Origin of the sequence: Streptomyces sp. CA-146814, assembly GCF_050942385.1 — a bacterium.
Classification (GTDB): Bacteria; Actinomycetota; Actinomycetes; order Streptomycetales; family Streptomycetaceae; genus Streptomyces.
In genome coordinates this window covers 7,291,976-7,309,039 of the sequence record NZ_CP192068.1, presented here as the reverse complement: position 1 = coordinate 7,309,039, position 17,064 = coordinate 7,291,976, and the positions used below count along the sequence as shown (strand labels likewise).

At 72.9% G+C, this 17,064-nt stretch carries 20 protein-coding genes; 9 read left to right on the top strand and 11 right to left on the bottom strand.

Going from position 1 to position 17,064, the window contains the following annotated elements:
- Positions 1-9 precede the first annotated feature (9 nt).
- From ACQP09_RS32295 to ACQP09_RS32260, 8 genes are all read right to left on the bottom strand, one after another.
- Complete coding sequence (locus ACQP09_RS32295; RefSeq protein ID WP_433406114.1) at positions 10-1,377, bottom strand: YcaO-like family protein; 1,368 nt, start codon at positions 1,375-1,377, stop codon at positions 10-12.
- Positions 1,374-2,948, bottom strand: a complete 1,575-nt coding sequence (locus ACQP09_RS32290) for a CocE/NonD family hydrolase (protein WP_433406836.1) — start codon at positions 2,946-2,948, stop codon at positions 1,374-1,376. Before ACQP09_RS32290 ends, ACQP09_RS32295 begins: the two co-directional genes overlap by 4 nt.
- 53 nt (positions 2,949-3,001) lie before the next feature.
- Entirely contained in the window at positions 3,002-3,841 is an 840-nt protein-coding gene (locus ACQP09_RS32285; protein ID WP_433406112.1) for a hypothetical protein, read from the bottom strand.
- Positions 3,842-3,971: 130 nt separating this feature from the next.
- Positions 3,972-4,106 (bottom strand): streptamidine family RiPP, encoded by a 135-nt coding sequence (gene amiA, locus ACQP09_RS32280; RefSeq protein WP_015613003.1) that lies wholly within the window; start codon positions 4,104-4,106, stop codon positions 3,972-3,974.
- A gap of 65 nt (positions 4,107-4,171) precedes the next feature.
- Positions 4,172-5,005, bottom strand: a complete 834-nt coding sequence (locus tag ACQP09_RS32275) for an ABC transporter ATP-binding protein (RefSeq protein WP_433406835.1) — start codon at positions 5,003-5,005, stop codon at positions 4,172-4,174.
- Positions 5,006-5,103: 98 nt separating this feature from the next.
- Positions 5,104-6,099: a FecCD family ABC transporter permease gene (locus ACQP09_RS32270; protein ID WP_433406834.1), complete on the bottom strand. Its 996-nt coding sequence runs from the start codon at positions 6,097-6,099 to the stop codon at positions 5,104-5,106.
- A 59-nt stretch (positions 6,100-6,158) separates the two neighbouring features.
- On the bottom strand, positions 6,159-7,271 hold the full coding sequence (locus tag ACQP09_RS32265; protein WP_433406110.1) for a FecCD family ABC transporter permease: 1,113 nt from the start codon (positions 7,269-7,271) through the stop codon (positions 6,159-6,161).
- 8 nt (positions 7,272-7,279) lie between these two features.
- Positions 7,280-8,263 (bottom strand): ABC transporter substrate-binding protein, encoded by a 984-nt coding sequence (locus ACQP09_RS32260; protein ID WP_433406107.1) that lies wholly within the window; start codon positions 8,261-8,263, stop codon positions 7,280-7,282.
- Between the two features lie 176 nt (positions 8,264-8,439).
- Here ACQP09_RS32260 and ACQP09_RS32255 point away from each other — a divergent pair, with 176 nt between their 5' ends.
- A complete protein-coding gene (locus tag ACQP09_RS32255) occupies positions 8,440-9,705 on the top strand; it encodes a hypothetical protein (protein ID WP_433406105.1) in 1,266 nt (421 codons plus the stop codon).
- 113 nt (positions 9,706-9,818) lie between these two features.
- A complete protein-coding gene (gene rpmF / locus ACQP09_RS32250; protein ID WP_030584444.1) occupies positions 9,819-9,989 on the top strand; it encodes a 50S ribosomal protein L32 in 171 nt (56 codons plus the stop codon).
- Between the two features lie 83 nt (positions 9,990-10,072).
- Here rpmF and rpsN read toward each other — a convergent pair whose 3' ends face one another.
- Complete coding sequence (gene rpsN / locus ACQP09_RS32245) at positions 10,073-10,378, bottom strand: 30S ribosomal protein S14 (protein ID WP_404063197.1); 306 nt, start codon at positions 10,376-10,378, stop codon at positions 10,073-10,075.
- Positions 10,378-10,614, bottom strand: a complete 237-nt coding sequence (gene rpmB / locus ACQP09_RS32240; RefSeq protein ID WP_015612995.1) for a 50S ribosomal protein L28 — start codon at positions 10,612-10,614, stop codon at positions 10,378-10,380. The genes rpsN and rpmB overlap by 1 nt, the downstream gene beginning before the upstream one ends.
- A gap of 69 nt (positions 10,615-10,683) precedes the next feature.
- Here rpmB and rpmG point away from each other — a divergent pair, with 69 nt between their 5' ends.
- The 5 genes from rpmG (at position 10,684) to ACQP09_RS32215 (ending at position 14,322) form a co-directional block, all read left to right on the top strand.
- Complete coding sequence (gene rpmG, locus ACQP09_RS32235; RefSeq protein ID WP_018487565.1) at positions 10,684-10,848, top strand: 50S ribosomal protein L33; 165 nt, start codon at positions 10,684-10,686, stop codon at positions 10,846-10,848.
- A gap of 56 nt (positions 10,849-10,904) precedes the next feature.
- Entirely contained in the window at positions 10,905-11,159 is a 255-nt protein-coding gene (locus ACQP09_RS32230; protein ID WP_109162294.1) for a type B 50S ribosomal protein L31, read from the top strand.
- Positions 11,156-12,313 carry a CobW family GTP-binding protein gene (locus ACQP09_RS32225; protein ID WP_433406101.1) on the top strand — a complete coding sequence of 386 codons (1,158 nt, stop codon included), beginning with the start codon at positions 11,156-11,158 and terminating at the stop codon, positions 12,311-12,313. Before ACQP09_RS32230 ends, ACQP09_RS32225 begins: the two co-directional genes overlap by 4 nt.
- A 47-nt stretch (positions 12,314-12,360) precedes the next feature.
- Positions 12,361-12,603: a 30S ribosomal protein S18 gene (gene rpsR / locus ACQP09_RS32220; protein WP_433406099.1), complete on the top strand. Its 243-nt coding sequence runs from the start codon at positions 12,361-12,363 to the stop codon at positions 12,601-12,603.
- 78 nt (positions 12,604-12,681) lie between these two features.
- On the top strand, positions 12,682-14,322 hold the full coding sequence (locus ACQP09_RS32215) for an MFS transporter (RefSeq protein ID WP_433406097.1): 1,641 nt from the start codon (positions 12,682-12,684) through the stop codon (positions 14,320-14,322).
- On the opposite strand, the gene ACQP09_RS32210 is transcribed toward ACQP09_RS32215, so the two are convergent.
- Entirely contained in the window at positions 14,310-14,753 is a 444-nt protein-coding gene (locus tag ACQP09_RS32210) for a subtilase-type protease inhibitor (RefSeq protein WP_432152830.1), read from the bottom strand. The two genes, ACQP09_RS32215 and ACQP09_RS32210, sit on opposite strands and share 13 nt — an antisense overlap.
- Before the next feature lie 402 nt (positions 14,754-15,155).
- On the opposite strand from ACQP09_RS32210, the gene ACQP09_RS32205 reads away from it, so the two are divergent.
- Positions 15,156-16,076: an ABC transporter ATP-binding protein gene (locus ACQP09_RS32205; protein WP_433406095.1), complete on the top strand. Its 921-nt coding sequence runs from the start codon at positions 15,156-15,158 to the stop codon at positions 16,074-16,076.
- Positions 16,077-16,084: 8 nt separating this feature from the next.
- Positions 16,085-17,062, top strand: coding sequence for an iron-siderophore ABC transporter substrate-binding protein (locus ACQP09_RS32200; RefSeq protein WP_433406093.1), 978 nt, complete (start codon positions 16,085-16,087; stop codon positions 17,060-17,062).
- The last annotated feature ends 2 nt before the right edge of the window (positions 17,063-17,064 follow it).

The window sequence follows — 17,064 nt, the reverse complement described above, 5'->3', positions numbered from 1 at the left end:
CGTACTCCTTCACATGTGCGGCGGCGGCGCGAGGGTGAAGTCCGCCGGTCCGGTGGGAGGTCGGGTGCGCCAGCCTCGGTCGAGCGCGGCCTCGGTGAAGCGCGGGCAGCCGAAGTAGCCGAAGGCGGCCGGGGCGTTGGGGATCAGGCCCGAGACGAGGACGCGGGCGACGCGCAGCGGGGTTTCGGCGATGTCCTCGGTGGTCAGGTCGGCCGTGATCACACGGTGGCCGCCGACGGCGAGCGCCGCGTCCAGGGCGGAACGGCTGCCGGACGCGATCTCGGTGACGGGGACGACACCTCCGGACGGTTCGGTGAAGCGGCGGGCCAGCGGGGCCATCCGTTCGTCGAGCCAGACCTGCACATGGGCGCCGAGATCGCGTACGGCGGCGAACTGCGGGCCGCAGTCGTCGAGATAGCGGCGGTCGGCCCGGTGCTCCAGGTACAGGCCCCGCGCGAAAAGCCCTGCCTCCACCGAGCGGTGGACCCATCCGTCGGCCTCCACCGCGCCCTGCGTGAACACCCAGGTGTGCACCGCCTCCAGCACCGCTTTACGGGCCGCCTCCGCCGGGTCGTACCGGCAGGCGAACCCGGCGGCGTAGATGCCCCGCCGGGGATCGTGGACCAGCGCGGCCACGCAGGGAGCGAACTCGGAGGGCATCTCGATGATGTGGACGTCCAGTTCGGCTCCGGCCAGGTCTTCGGTGAGGCCGGGCACGCTCGCCGGGGCGATGCCCCGGGTCGGCCCGTCCAGGTGCCACCACAGCTCCAGCGCATCGCGCTCGACGACTTCGAGCAGCCCTCGCTCGACCGCGTCGTCGAAGCCCTGGCCGGTGGCTATACCCGCGTAGTTGAGGTGGTGGGTACGCGGGAGTGAACGCAGTTCGCCTTGGCGCCAGTTGAGGTGCGTGAGGGCGACGGGTGCCCAGCAGGGCCGCCCGTTCTCGGTGGCCCGCGTCCACAAGGCCGGTGTTTCCGTGGTGAGTTCGGTGTACGGGAAGCGGGGGCGTCCATGCTGCCAGGAGGCGTACGAGGGCACCGCCCCGGGTCCGTACAGTCGCAGGCCTTCCGCCTCCAGCTCGGCGGCCGTGGCCCGGCGCGGTGCGGCGGGGTGGCCGGGCGGCGGGACGCGGTTGCCGCAGTAGCGCTCGACGGCCTCGGCGACGGCGGCGATCCAGGCGCCTCGGGAGTCGCCGAAGGTGGTGCCGAGCGAGACCCGGTCGGCGGGCCAGGCGCCGAGGCGTCGGGCGTCGGCGACCTCGGCGGTCATCGCGGTGTAGCGGGGCGGCGCTCCGGCCGGGTGCTCGACGGGCTCGACACCGCGGATCAACCCGCAGACGGGATCGACCAGGGCTTCGATGGGCAAGGTGCTGGTCAACGGCATATCTCCGGTACGGGCTCGACGTAACGACGCCGGGCGACGACGGTCAGGTGCAGGGCGCTTCCCGGGGCCCTGACCGCTCTGCGGGACGGGGCGAGGCGGGTGGCGGTCACCGGGTTCTCGCCGGTGTGCGGGTTGCGGGCGTGGGCGGGGAAGTGGTGTCCGGCGATCTCCGCGCGCAGCCGGGTCCCGGCGGGCAGCCGACGGCCCAGGGTGCCGAGCGGCACGGAGATCTCCACGGCCTCGCCGGGCGGGTCGGCGCGCCGGACGATGCCGAACGCGAGCGGGTCCGCGCTGCCCGCCGGGTCGAGCGCGGTGAGGCGTACGGCCCAGTCGGCGGCGGGAGTGTCGGCGGTGGCGTGGAAGCGGGCGGTGGCGGGTCCGGCCAGGTCGAGCGGGCGGGGCAGGGGCGGCGAGAGGAGGAGGCAGCGGTCGGCGGGGACACCGGGGGCCGGGGCCGGGACGCTCAGGTCGTCGGAGCGCACCGGGCGGCCCGGGTCTGCGGTGAAGTCGGCGCCGTGGACCAGCCGTAGACCGGCCGGAGCGTCGAAGGGCCAGGTGGCGGTGCGCGTCGAGGGTTCGCCGGTGGCGCCCTGCCGTACGCCGTGCCAACGGCCGCTGCCGCCCAGGGTGATGGCTCCGCGCCGATCCTGCTCCAGCCGTCCGGCGAGGGCGGCGCGGGACCACCGTACGTACAGCGCACCGAGGTTGAGGTGGTCGGCGGCCAACTCCGTCCGGTCCGCGGTGAGGCGGTGGCCCCAGGGGCCGAGCAGCAGGCGCGCCGGTCCGCCCCAGCCGCGCCACAGCTCCACGGTGTCCTCGGCGAACGGGTCGCGGGTGCCGCCGACGGCGAGGAGCGGGAGGCGGGAGGCGGAGCCGCGCCGGACGATCCCGCCGCGCACGCGGTGGTCCCAGAGTCCGGGCCAGGAAGGCAAGGGGCGGCCCAGGTGGTCGGGCAGCCGGGTGAGCGGGAGGTGTTCCAGGAGTCGGGGGTTCTCGGCGAGGGCGTGGGCCAGCGCGTCGGGAGCGGAGTCGGGGCGGTCGCCGTGCGCGGCCCACCAGCCGGCGCGGGCCCGGAGCCGTTCGGGCCCTGCGGGTTCACGGGCGGTGTCGGCGAGGCCGAGCGCGGGGACGGCGGCGATGACGGCGTCCGGCCGGCCGTCGCCGGGTGCGCCGAGCGCGGTGACGAGGGCGCAGTGGGCGGCGTAGGAGGAGCCGACCGCGACGACCGGGCCGCCACCGCTCCACGCCTGCTCGCGCACCCAGGCGATGGTCGCGGCGCCGTCGCTCTCCTCGTGGTCCCGGTAAGGGTGCCAGGGGCCGGGCGAGCCGTGCCGGCCGCGTACGTCCTGGGCGAGGGCGGCGAATCCTTGGGCCGCCCAGCCGCGCAGCTCGGCGCGGTGGGCGGTGCGGCTGTAGGGGGTGCGGATGACGACAGCGGGGTGGGGGCCCGGTGTGGCCGGGAGGCAGAGGTCGGTGGCGAGTGGGGTGCCGTCGGGGGCGGGGATGTGGACGGTCGCGGTGTCGGCCGGGGTGTTCGGCGCAGGGCCGGCCGCCGTGTTCGTCACCCTGGCCACCGCCGCGTTCGACGCCGTGGTCACCGCCGCGTGCGGCGCCGTGTTCACGGGGCGGTCCGCGTGGTGGGGGTGGGCAGCGGGGCGGCCTCCGGTACGGGGAGAACGGGGTGTTCGGTGACCGTGAGGTGGCGCAGGTCGATCCGGCGCAGTCGGCGGCCGGCCGGGAGGCCGGGGCCTCGGTTCGACCCGCCGGTCGCCCAGGCGATCAGGTCGGCGGTGAGCAGTGCGGCGATCAGGGCGGCGGACGGCTCGGTGGGGTGCGGTCCGGTGTCGGGGGTGCGGTGGCCGGCCCAGTAGGCGGCGAGTTCGCCGTGGGCGGCCGTCGCCGCGAGTCTGCGCAGGCGTACGTGGGCGGAGGTGACGTCGCCGGGGGCGGAGGCGAGGGGTTCGATCCAGGCGTGGGCGCCTTCGCGGTGGCAGCGGAGCCAGGCGGTGTGCCTGTCGGGCAGCCGGTCGGCGGTGTCCCAGAGGCCGGTCGGGACGGGTGAGTCGAGGCACCAGACCACGGCGGCGTCCCGTTCCCCCGCGAGTCCGGCCACGTCGTCGGCGGTGGCGGAGTGGACCTCGGCCCCTTCCGCCGCGGCGAACCGGGAGAGCGGTTCGGTGAGGACGGGGTCGCCCAGGAGGTGGACGGTCCGTCCGGTGAGCGGCGGACGGCAGGGCTCGGCCGCCGCGTGTCCCGCCTGCTCGAACGCCGAGACCAGACCGTCGAGTTCCTCCGATGACGTCCGCCGCTCCCCCGCCGTCAGCCGGTCGACCAGCTCCTCCGGGTCGACGTTCCCCGTGTCGATGCGCAGGAACTCCCCCTCAGAGGTGCGGAGTACGGGCCGGCCACCGGGGACGGTGACGATCCCGGCGCCGGGAGCGAGTCGACTGCGGTTCACGGGGGCCTCCGGAGGACGTGGTGGTACGAGGGGTCAGCGGGTGGTGCGAACGGGACGGGCCCGTCCGGGAGTTCGCCCGGACGGGCCCGCCACGCGAGGAGCGGGAGCCTGCCTCAGCGGCAGGTGCCGCTTACTTCTCGTCCGCGGTGTCGGCCTCGACGGCGTCGTCGAAGGGGTTCTCGACGAGGGCGTTCGAGTGGGTGGCGGAGAGGTGGGCGAGCTGGCCCTGGTCGGCGATCGGGCTGAACACCTTGTTGTGCTCCATGAGTTGAAGCCTCCATTCGGATCGGTTGGTTGGTTGCGACGCTGTTCCTTGCCGCACCACAGACACTAATGAATATGGTTTTCATTTCGCAATAGCTGGAGCGGGTCGAGAGGGTGATCTGGGTAACAGACGGGCCAGCCGCCCTCGGCATCCGTCCCCACCCGCCCCTGCACGCCGAGCACTTCGGCCAGCAGTTCCTCCGTGACCACCTCTCCGGGAGGGCCGTCGGCGGCGATACGTCCCTCGCGCAGCGCGACGATCCGGTCGGCGAACCGCGCGGCGTGGTTGAGGTCGTGCAGGACCATCACAACGGTGAGCCGCCGTTCGGTGCGCAGCCGTACGACGGTCTGGAGCACCTCCAGTTGGTGCCGCAGATCGAGATAGGTGGTGGGCTCGTCCAGGAAGAGGAGCGGGGCGTCCTGGGCCAACGCCATGGCCAGGCGCACCCGTTGGCGCTCGCCGCCCGACAGCGCGTCCACCGGCCGGTCCGCCCAGCCGGTGACGCCGACATCGGCGAGGGCCCGGGCGGCCACCGCGTCGTCGCCGTCCCGCAGCATCCCGAGCGGGCCCCGGGTGGCGTAACGGCCCTGGCGGACCAACTGCCGTACGGTCAGCGCAGGTACGGCCGGTGCCGACTGGTGGAGCAGCGCCACCCGGCGGGCGGCGGCCCGTCGGGGCAGGCGTGCCGCGTCGTCCCCGTCGAGCAGGACCCGGCCCTCGCTCGGGGTGAGCAGGCCGGCGGCGAGCTTGAGGAAGGTGCTCTTGCCGCAGCCGTTCAGGCCGATGAGCGCGACGAGTTCGCCCGCGCCGATGCTCAGGTCGATCCCGCGGAGCACCTCGCGCCCGGGATAGCCGAAGCTGAGCCGTTCCGCCCGGACCACGTCGGGTGGATCCGCCATGCCGTTCGTCGCGTCGCCGTTGGTTCCGTCGGCGTTCTCCGTGTCCGCCGTGAGAGCCCTCGTCCGTGCTGCCATGTCCGCCTCTCCCTCTCTCCCCGTCATCGTTCGTCCGTCCGTCGCCGCGCCACGACCAGCAGCAGCCCGGCCCCGACAAAGGTGGTCAGCGCGCCGACCGGCAGGGTCAGCCGGTCCGCGTCGAGCGCCACCACCAGCAGCCGGGACAGCAGTTGGGCCGCCGCGTCCGCTCCACACACCACCACCGCGCCGAGCAGCGCGGCGCCGGGCAGGGCGATGCGCAGGTCGGCCCCGAAGACGGCCAGCGCCAGATGCGGCACCAGCAGCCCCACGAACCCGAGCGCCCCCACGGCCGAGACGGCCCCCGCCGTCAGAGCCACCGCACACACGAGCGCGGCCGCCCGGCCCCGCCCGGCGTCCAGACCGGCGGCGGACGCCTGCTCGTCGCCGCAGCGCAGCAGGGTCAGCGGCGCGGAGAGCAGCCACGCGGCCGCGCCCCACACCGCCGCCCACGGCCACAGCAGATGCCAGTGCGGCCAGACCCGGCCTTCGGTGGAGCCGATCAACCACTGGACCACGCTGCCGAGTTCGCCCGGGGCCACCAGGAGGACGACGGCGGTGAGGCCGGCGAGGACCGCCGACACCAGCACGCCGTAGACGGCGGTCTGCTCGGGGTCGCCCTTCTCCCGTCCGGCGAGCAGCCACAGCAGTCCCGCGCCCGCGAAGCCGCCGAGACAGGCCGCCACCACGACCGCCGCCGGCGAGTCCCAGCCGGCCAGGCCGAGACCGGTGGCGGCGACCGCGCCGAGGACCGCACCGGGCGTGACGCCGGTGACCTCGGGTCCGGCCAGCGGATTGCGCAGGGCCGACTGGAGGACGAGCCCGGCGACACCCAGACTCGCCCCGGCGACCAGGGCCACCAGCAGCCGGGGCAGACGGAGTTGGAGGACGATGTGTTCGGCCATCGGATCGTCGGCCCCGCCGAGGAGTACGGCCCGCACTCCTTCGCCCGTGACCCCTCGCCCCGCGAACAGGTCCGCGCAGGCGACGGCCGCCACGATCACCGCCAGGGCACCCATCCGGAGGCCGGCTGAACGCCACGACCGCCGGGCCGTTCCCCGTACCGCTTCCGACACGCTCATCGCTCCGCCTTCCGCAGCAGAGGTACGGACTCCCCGCCCTGCACAGACACATCGGGCACGCCGGGCACGGGCACCAGGTCCTGCCGGCGAGCCGCCCGCCGCCCCCGCTTCAGCAGCACCACCCCGACCGGCACACCGACCAGGGCCGTCCACGCGCCGACGGGCGTCTCGACCGGCGCGAGCGCCAGCCGCGCGGGCTGGTCCGCGCAGAGCACCACGACCGCCCCGCACAGCGCGGACCGGACGAGCCAGGCGGCCGCCCCGCCGTCCGGCTTGAGCCGTCGGGCGAGGTGGGGTGCGAGGAAGCCGACCCAGGCGACCGGTCCGCAGACCGCCACGACCGGGGCGATCAGGACGACGGCGATGGCCAGCGCGGCGACCCGGGCGCGTTCGACGCGTACGCCGAGGGCGCGGGCGTCGTCGTCGCCGAGCCGCAGCACGCCGAGCACCGGCACGCAGAGCACGAGCGCGGGCACCGCCACGGCGAGCCAGGGCAGCAGACCGGTGACGTCGTCCCAGGTGCGGGCGGACAGACTGCCCAGCAGGTAGCGGTAGATGAGCTGGAGGTCGAGCTGGTCGGCCATGACCATGAGCACCAGCAGTCCGGCCTGGAGCGCGGCGGCGACGGCGGCCCCGGTCAGCAGCACGGACGACGGGCTGCGCCCGAATCCGGCGGCCACCAGCGTGAGCAGCCCGCCGAACGCGGCCCCGGCCAGCGCCAGGAAGGGCTGGAGGCCGAGCGGTACGGAGAGGGCGAGCACGAGAGGGGCCGCCACCCCCAGCGCGGCCCCGGAGGAGACGCCGAGCATCTCCGGGACGGCGAGCGGATTGCGTAGCGCCTCCTGGAGGACGAGGCCCGCGGCGCCCAGGCAGGCACCGGCGACCAGGGCCAACACCAGACGAGGCAGGCGCAGTTCGGTGACGACGACGCCGGCGAGGCCGTCGGACCCGAGGGTGGCGAGGAGCCGGGGCGGCGGGACGTACGGCGTACCGAGGCTGAGCGCGCACACCGCGCCGACCACGGCCGCCACCGTCAGACAGACCGGCGCCGCGGCCAGCCGTCCGGACGCAGTGCCGTGCCCCTTCACCGCGGTGCGGCCGCTGATCACGCGCCCTCTCACCGCAGTGCGGCCGTCGCCTCGCCGAGGACGACGCCCAGGGACCGGGTGCCGCGGCCCTTGGCCCAGACCTCGGAGTCGACCTCGATGACCTTGCCGTTCTTCACCGCCGGGATCCGGGACCAGAGCGGGTTCTCGGCGAGTTTGTCGGAGAGCTTGCCGTCCGGCGCGCCGAAGGAGAGCGTCTCCACGAAGAGGACGTCGACGTCCCGGGCGAGGATCTCCTCCAGGCTGTAGGAGCCGTCAACTCCCCTGCTCTTCCAGGGGTAGTGGGAGATCTTCGGGAAGAGTCCGGCGGCTACGTCGGTCTCCGGGGTGGCCACGCCGAAGTTCTCGTCGCTGCCGAAGATGATCAGCGACGTCTTGTCGCTCCTGGCCTCCTCGGCCTTGGCCAGCCGCTCACGGAACGTCTTCTCGGCCTTCTCGCCCTCCTCCGTACGGCCGGTGAGCGCGGCCAGGTCGCGCAGGTAGCCGACGCTGTCCTGCCAGGAGCCGGGCTGTACCGGCCAGAACGTGGTGGCGCCCTTCAGCGCGGGCGCGAGCTTGCCGTGGGTGTCCTCCAGGCCGATCACCAGGTCGGGCCGGTGGGACAGGATCGCCTCGACCTCGGGGCTGAGGAAGCCGCCAGGCACGACGGGGACCTTGGCTGCCTTCTCCTTGCCCAGGAACTCCGGGTGCGCGAGCACCGCCGAGTTGGTGGCGGTGGGGACCATGCCCAGCTCGACCAGGATGTCGTCGCAGAGGGCGACCAGGCAGACGATCTTCTGCGGGGGCTTCTTGAGGGAGACCGTGACGCCCTTGGCGTCGGTGATCTCGGTGGCGGCTTCGATGGGCCGCACCTCGGTGCTCGTACGGGACCCGGCCCCGGCAGCGGGTTCGGCGGCGGTCCCGGATTCGCCGCCCGTCGTGCCGCAGCCGGCCAGCAGCCCTCCCAGTACGGCGATCGCGGCCCAGCGGCGGACTCTCAGTGCGGTGCGTGGCATCGGCTCGTCCCTCAGATTCTGTACGGCCCCGGGAAGGAGGCAGGTGCGACGGCGGGGCCCCGGGAGCCATCCCCACCACAGAGCGGAACCTTACACATGATTATCATTTCCAATAAAGCGGGCCAAGGCCTCCCGCCGGACCGCCCGCCCCATCGACCGCCCTCAGGAGCTCCGCCATGCCCCACCCTCCCCATCTGCCACCCCGCCTCCTGGTCGCCGACCAAGTCGCCGGACGCATCAGCTTGTTGGACCTCCCGGACGGCGACGAGCGGGCGGCACTGAACCACCGGCACCTCGCCGAGCACGCCGGCTTCCTCGCCCTCCCGGACGACCTGGTCGCCTGCGTGGACGACCGGGCGGGCGAGCTGCTGGTCCTCGATCCGTACGGCCCGGGCACCGGCCGGCCGCTGGTCCGGCGCCGCATACCGGTCGCCGTGCCCGCCGAGCACCTGGCGGCCTCGCCGGACGGCCGGCGCCTCGCGGTGACCACCGGCCTCGGGCGCAACGAGGAGGCCTGGACCGGGCTGCTGACGGCCGTCGACCTCGACGCGCCGGACGGAGCCGTCGCCGTACGCGTACGAGGGCGCACCGGCGAGCCGGGCGTGACGGTCCTCGGCGGGCCGTCGCCGCTCGTGGTGCTGCGCCACCGGGAGCCCGGCGAACTCCTGGTCCACCGGCACCGCGACCTGATGGCCGCACCCCCTTCCTGCCCGCCGCTGGAGCCCGTCCGGCGCATCGGACTGCCCGACGACGACGGGCACGGGGACGCCTACGACCCGCTCACCGGGCGGGTGTTCGCGGCGGCGGGCTCGGGCGTGCACCGCGTCCGGCACGACGGCGAGGCGCTCACGCCGGAGCCGCCCCTCCCCTGGGCCGCCGACGGACGGACCGGAGGGCGGGGCTACTACCTGCGACTGGACCCCGTACGGCGCACCCTCTGGTCCTGCGTACGCGGCGGGCCCTCCGCGCCGGGGCAGTGGCCGGAGTGGACCAACGACGCCTGGTGGCACGGGCTCGACACCGGCGTCACGGGGCGGCTGGAGCTGGGGCCCGGGCTGGTGTTCCGGCTCGCCGTGACGGCTCGGCACATCGCGTACTCCCGGGTCCACCCGGACGGCGACGAGCTGATCCTGCTCGCCGCACCGACCGCCTCCGAAGCCCGGCCGCACATCACCGCCCGTCTCCCGCTGCCCGCGATGGCCGGTGCGCCCCGGCGTGGCGGCACGCCGTGGGACGGTGTCCAGCGGCGGGCGATCGCCGCCTCCCCCGGTGCCGGGCTGGTCGCGGTCAGCCGGGGCGGCCACGGCGAGGTGCATGTCTTCGACGCCGACCGGGCGGAGCAGGTCACCACCCTCACCCTGCCCACCCCGCTCGACGACGGCGGCCATCTGGCGCTGATCACACCTGGCGACGGCGCGCACGCCGACCCGGTTGGGCGGTGACCGGCCACTCCACGGATCACTGTTTGCTCCACGGATCACCATTTGGAAACGACTTCCATTTCCGTATACGGTCGACGCCACCGACCGGCCCCCACCACCCCCAGGAGAGACCCATGGCAGTTCCGAAGCGGAAGATGTCCCGCAGCAACACCCGCCACCGCCGCGCCCAGTGGAAGGCCACGACGCCCCAGCTGGTCGCGGTGACGATCGACGGCACGGTTCACCAGGTGCCGCAGCGGCTGGTGAAGGCGTACGAGCGGGGCCTGCTGCGACCGGAGGGCTGAGCCCGCGGGACACACGGAAGGGCGGGTGGTGGCGCGGCTCGATCGCCGCGCCACCACCCGCCCTTCGCGCGCTCAGACCCGTGTCACCAGGAGGACTTGGTCACTCCGGGCAGGAATCCGGCGTGTGCCTGTTCGCGCATCCGGACCCGGGAGAGGCCGAAGGTGCGCAGATACCCCCGGGGCCGGCCGTCGACACTGTCGCGGTTGCGCACGCGCGTGGCACTGGCGTCACGCGGCTGGCGCCTCAACTCCGCCAGGGCCGCAGCACGTTCGGCCGCCGGGGTTCCGGGGCGACGGATGACCTCCTTCAGCTCGGCCCGGCGGGCCGCGTACCGCTCGACGATCGCCTTGCGCTTCTCGTTCTGCGCGATCTTGCTCTTCTTCGCCATCAGACCTTCCCTCCCCGTGCGCGGATGCGCGCGACCGCGGCTTCGATCCCGATCACGTCGATCGTCTTGATCGCCCGCGCGCTGAGGGTCAGCCGCACATGGCGCCCCTCGCCGGGAAGCCAGTACCGCTTGCGCTGGACGTTCGGGTCGAACCGGCGTGACGTACGGCGGTGGGAGTGGGAAATGGCGTTGCCGAATCCCGGCTGCGAGCCGGTCAGTTGGCAGTGGGCGGACACGGGCGTTACCTGCCTCTCATCGATGCGTCCATTATTGAAAATGGAAACCATTGCCATATAGTAGCGCCCATGGCTCGCAACGACGTACGCCCGGTCATCAAGCTCCGCTCCACCGCGGGGACCGGCTACACCTATGTCACCCGTAAGAACCGCCGGAACGACCCCGACCGCATGGTGCTGCGCAAGTACGACCCGGTCGCTCGTCGGCATGTCGACTTCCGTGAGGAGCGTTGAGGGCTCTCCCCCCCTCCGGCCCTCCCCGCAGCAACCCCGACCGCTAGGACCCCTTCATGAAGCCCGGAATCCACCCCGCCTACGGCCCCGTCGTCTTCCGCGACAAGGCCGCCGACTTCGCCTTCCTCACCCGCTCCACGCTGACCAGTGACAAGACCGTCGAGTGGGAGGACGGCCGCACCTACCCGGTCGTCGACGTGGAGATCTCCTCCGCGAGCCACCCCTTCTACACCGGCACCGCCCGCGTCCTGGACACCGCGGGCCGCGTCGAGCGCTTCGAGCGCCGCTACGGTCGCGGTGAGGCCCGGTGACGGCACAGGAGCGGCGGAAACTGCCCGTCGTCATCGTCTGCGGGCTGCACTCCGAGGCCCGCCGCGAGGTGGTGGAGGGCCTGCTCGCGAAGGTTCCGTACAGCGTCGCGCTCCACCACGACCTGTCCACGGCGACCGGCGGCACGGTACGCCGCACTCTGCGCGATGCCGCCGGCCTCTTGTCCGACGGTGAGACGCCCCTGGTCAACGACTGCGCGTGCTGCGCGCTGCGCGAGGACCTGGTCCCCGAGCTGCAACGGCTGGCGGACGGCGGGCTGACCCGGCTGGCCGTCCTGGAGCTCTGGGACTCCGTCGAGCCGAAGTCGATGGCCGAGGTCGTCGCGGTCCACGGCGCCGACAGTTTCGAGGTCACCAATGTGATCACCGCCATCGACCCGGCCCTCGTCCTGCCGTGCCTGACCAACGGCGACGATCTGGCGGAGGCCGGACTCGCGGCGGCACCCGCCGACCGGCGGACCATCGGCGACACCTGGGCCCGGCAGGTGGAGTACGCTCCCGTGCTCGCCCTGGCCGACAACCCGGCGGCCGACGACGAGGACCGTGCCCTGATCCGTCAGATGAACCCGATGGCACGTCAGATTGCTGCTGATGCACCCGAGTTGGCGGAGATCGCCGTCGCCGGGTTCGATGTGGCGGCGGCGGCCGCAGGCCAGCATCCGGCCTGTGCGCTGCTGCCGCAGGAGGCGGACGAGGCCGGTGTCTCCACGCTCGTCTGGCGGCGCCACCGCCCCTTCCACCCCGAGCGCCTCTACGACGCGCTGGAGGACCTGTGCTGCGTGGCGGCCCGCAGCCGGGGCCGGTTCTGGCTCGCGGACCGGCCCGACACGCTGCTCTCCTGGGACGCGGCGGGCGGCGCGCTCTGTGTGGAGAACACCGGTCCCTGGCTCGCCTCCCTCCCGGACGCGGCCTGGTCCATGGTGGAGCCCTACCGGCGGGCCGCCGCCGCGCTGGACTGGCACCCCGAGCACGGCGACCGCTGCCAGCACCTGGTCTTCGTCTCCCCCGGCCTCGACCGTGACGGGCTGACCGGGCTGCTGGAGTCGTGCCTGCTCAGCGACGAGGAGTACCGGGCGGGGCGGGAGGCGTGGAAGAGCCTGCCCGCCGCCTTCGACGCGCTCCTCGACCCGGTGTGAACCGGGAAGCCGTCCCCGTACCTCCAACTACCTCTCCAAGGAACCCCATGGCACGCAAGCAGGACCCCCGTAAGCCCCTCAAGGCCCGCCCGAACCCGCTGGACGCGGCCGGCATCACGTTCATCGACTACAAGGACACCGATCTGCTGCGGAAGTTCATCTCCGACCGCGGAAAGATCCGCAGCCGCAGGGTGAGCCGGGTCAGCGCCAAGCAGCAGCGGCAGCTCGCCGCGGCCATCAAGAACGCCCGCGAGATGGCGCTGCTGCCGTACGCCGGTTCCGGCAGGTAGCCCGCCGTCGCCCCGGTCGGAGCAGGGGCGCGGGGCGCTCAGGATGCAGCACCGTGGCAGGCCGAGCACCATGAACGTATGGGCACAGACACCTCCAAGGGGGACGGCCCGGAGTCGGCGTCGTCAGGCCCGGCGGCCACCGGCCGCCGGGCCGGAACCCCGAATCAGAGTTTGGCACTCGCGGCCATGCTGTTCGCCGTGTCGATGACGTTCATCGACCAGACGATCGTCGCCATCGCCGCGCCGGACATCATCCATGAACTGGGCCTCACCTCCACGCAGATGCAGTGGGTGGTCAACGCCTATCTGCTCACCCTGGCGGCGTTCTTCGCGCTGGGCGGGCGGCTGTCCGACATCTACGGGCACCGCCGCGTGATGCTGATCGGCACCCTGGTGTTCGTCATCTCCTCCGCGATGTGCGGTGCGGTGCCGGCCGGGGACTTCGCGCAGGCCTGGCTGATCGGGTTCCGTGCCGTGCAGGGCATCGGCGCGGCTCTGATGTTCCCGGCCGCGCTGGCCGTGGTCATCGCGGTCTTCCCGGTGGAGCGGCGCGGGCGGGCGCTGGCGCTGTTCTTCGGGCTCTCCGGGGCGCTGACCGCGGTCGGGCCGCTGCTCGGCGGCTGGCTGACCTCGTGGACATGGCGCGCGATCTTCTGGGTCAACGTCCCCGTCGCCGTCATCGCCATCGTGCTGACGCTGCTGGCGCGTATCCCGGACCGGGCGCGGCGCGAGCCGCTGGATCTGCCCGGCGCCGCGCTGGTCGCGGTCGGGATGGGGCTGACCGTGCTGGGTCTGCAGCAGGCGTCCACCTGGGGCTGGAGCTCCGTCGTCACGTGGGCGTGCATCGTGGTCGGGCTGCTGGTGCTGGCGTTCTTCTGCTGGTTCGAACTGCGGGCGCGGTTCCCCCTCATCAAGCTGCAGGTGTTCCGGGACCGGGCGTTCCAGATCGACAACGCGGTGCTGTTCTTCTCGATGATGGCGTTCGTCCCGGTCTTCTTCTTCGCCTCCGTGTACGCGCAGGTCTCGCTCAGCGCCTCACCGAACCAGGCGGCGCTCTACCTCCTCTACTTCTTCATCGGCTTCGGCATCGCCTCCCAGTGGGGCGGCCGGATCCTGGACAAGCGCGGTGCCCGTCCGGCGCTGAAGCTGGGCACCGCGCTCGGCGCGGTCGGATTCTTCCTGTGGGCGCAGAAGTTGACGACGCTCTCGATGCACGACCAGTGGCTGTACGCGGCCATGGCCGGTGCGGGCATCGGGCTGCTGCTGGCGCCGGCCTCGACCGACGCGGCGAACCGGGCGATCGGTGCTTCGTACGGGGAGGTCACCGGGATCACCCAGACCGTGCGGAACTTCGCGGCGAGCATCGGACTCGCCGTGTTCGGCACGGTGTTGACGCACCGGACGATCACCAACGTGGAGGGCACGCTGGTCGGCAAGGGTGTGCCGGAGGGTGCGGCGGGCGATGCGGCGGAGTCGGTCGCGCAGGCGGTGACCGGTCAGGCCGACACCCGCGGGCCTTCCGGGAGCGGTCCGGTGGTCGATGTGGTGAAGGACTCGATGCAGGCGATCCGGATGGACTTCGCCCAGGCCAACCAGTGGGTGTTCTACGGGATGGCGATCGTCCTGGCCGTCGCGTTCCTGTTCGCGCTGCGTCACCCGGGGACCCGGGTGACGCAGGATGCTCCCGAGGGTGCCGAACCGGCGGCTCAGAAGGAGTAGACGGCGCTGTCGTTCATGCTGCCGGCCAGCTCGCAGGCGTTGCCGTACGTGGTCGAGAACGTGACGCGCTTGCCGTGCCACACGCCGTGGGCGGTGATCGTCACGGGGTTCCACTGCCGGGTACACATGCGGTCGGACGAGGTCCGGGCCAGCGCGGTGAACTGGCCGCCGACCGCGTCCAGTTCGGCGCACGCGGCTTCCGGGGCCGGGTGGGTGCCCCCGGCGGTCGGGGCGCAGCTGAGGGTGACCGCCCGCTGGACCGTCGCGGTGAGCGGGTCCTCGCCCTGGGCCACGGTCAGGACGAGTGCGGAGGGCGCGTAGAGGCTCTCCGCCTTTGCCGGTGCCGCGTGGGCGGAGGTGGCGGCGAGGCCGCCGAGGACCAGGGCGCTAGCGGCGACAGTTGCAAAGATCGCGTGACGGTTGTGTCGCATGAGTGAAAACTCCTCGCTCGGGTGCTGATTGCGGTCAGGAGTCTTGCGTATGCGGAAAGTAGGCGCACATCGACAGCCCGCTTCCGGCCGCAGATGTTCGTTCGAGCCGACCGGATGGTCGTTCGGGCAGCTCACACGGCCCGTGGAGCGCGTCCAGCATATGGACAGCCGTCGACGGTTCAACGGAAAACGACCGTTTGACCTGCGGTGATGTGAAAGCGGCGGGAAACCTCCGGGAGCCGCTTCGACTGGAAACCAACGCCTTCCAGGCCCATTCGGACGCTCGCGGTCCCGTCCACCCGGACCCGGGAGCAGCCGACGGCGACCTCTCGCGACCGCCGAAATCCAGCCGTCCGTATACCGGGTGTGGCGCGAAATTAAGGTTAGGCTACCCTCACCGTCGTGATCGCTCCTGCCCACGACCGTGAAGACAGCCCGCCGCACCGGCGCACCGCGCCCGGACCCGCCGCGGGCTCCGACAGCCTCATAGGCTCCGCCGGCCGCATCGGCCTCGACGCCCGCGACATGACCGTCGCGTACGACCGCGCCGATGTCGTCCACGGGGCCGATCTGCGGCTGCCTCGCGGTCGGGTCACCGCCCTGATCGGGCCCAACGGCAGCGGGAAGTCCACCCTGCTGCGCGCCGTCGCCCGGCTGCACAAGGCGCGTACCGGCACCGTGACGGTGGCCGCACCGGACGACGCCGAACCGGTCGACGCCCTCGCCCTGTCGCGTAACGACTTCGCCCGCCGCATCACGCTGCTCGCCCAGAGCCGCAACGCCCCGGCGGGGCTGAGCGTGCGGGACGTGGTGGGGTTCGGCCGCCACCCTTACCGTGGCCGGCTGCGCGGCGGCGACCCCGACGGCACCCGGTCGATCGACCACGCGCTCGCCGTCACCAACCTCACCGACTTCGCCGACCGCGGTGTCGAGAGCCTCTCCGGCGGTCAGCTCCAGCGCGTCTGGTTCGCCTGCTGCCTGGCGCAGGACACCGACGTCCTGCTGCTCGACGAACCGACGACCTATCTCGACCTGCGCTACCAGGTGGAGATCCTCGACCTCGTACGCGACCTCGCCGACACCCACGGCGTGACCGTCGGGGTCGTCCTGCACGACCTGGACCAGGCCGCCGCCGTGGCGGACCAGGTCGTCCTGCTCTCGTCGGGGCGGATCGCCGCCTCCGGTACCCCCGCGGAGGTCTACGACTCCGAGCGGCTGACCCAGACCTACGGCATCCGGATCGACGTCGAACCGGACCCCTCCACCGGCATCCCGCGCACCCGCGCGGTGGGCCGCCACCACCTCCGTACCGAAAGGCCCTGAACACCCTCATGAAGAAGAACCAGTACCTGGCCTGGCCCGCTCTCGCCGCCACGGCCGCGCTCGCTCTCGCCGGCTGCGGCACCACCGAGGCGCCGAAGGAGGAGTCCGCCAAGGAGAACTCGGTGACGGTCACCGACTCCCGCGGCAAGAAGGTCACGCTCGACGGTCCGGCCAAGCGGGTCGTCGGCACCGAGTGGAACGTCGTCGAGACGCTCGTGACGCTCGGCGTACAGCCGGTCGGCGTGGCCGACGTCAAGGGCTACACGGCGTACGACACCTCCGCGCCGCTCACCAAGGGCGTGAAGGACATAGGCACCCGTGGCGAGCCCAGCGTCGCCACCGTCGCCGGTCTCAAGCCCGACCTGATCGTCGCCACCACCGACCTCTCCGACTCCGCCATCGCGCAGCTCTCCAAGGCCGCGCCGGTCGTCGTGGTGCGCTCGGCCGACGCGAGCCGGCAGATCGACCAGATGGTCGACAACGTCAACCTCATCGCCGAGGCCACCGGCACCGAGGAGAAGGCGAAGAGCGAGATCGCCTCCTTCCGCAAGGCGGTCGAGGACGGCAAGAAGAAGCTTTCGGCGGCCGGTCTCGGCGGCAAGGAAGTGGCCTTCGCCGACGGCTGGAAGGAGGGCAACCAGGTCTCGGTGCGGCCGTACGTCAAGGGCTCGCTGCTCTCCGACGTGAACACCGAGCTCGGCCTGGTCGACCCGTGGAAGCTCAAGGGCGACAAGGCCTACGGGCTCGCGGCCACCGACGTCGAGGGGCTGACGAAGATCGGCGACGCGCGGTTCGCGTACATCGCCAACGACGCCGACGGCGGCGACCCGTTCAAGGACGGACTCAAGGACAACGCGGTGTGGAAGTCGCTGCCGTTCGTGAAGAACGACCAGGCCCACCGGCTGCCCGACGGCATCTGGATGTTCGGCGGGACCGCGTCCATGCGCGACTACATCGACGCGCTCGTCGGCGCGCTGACCGCCTGACG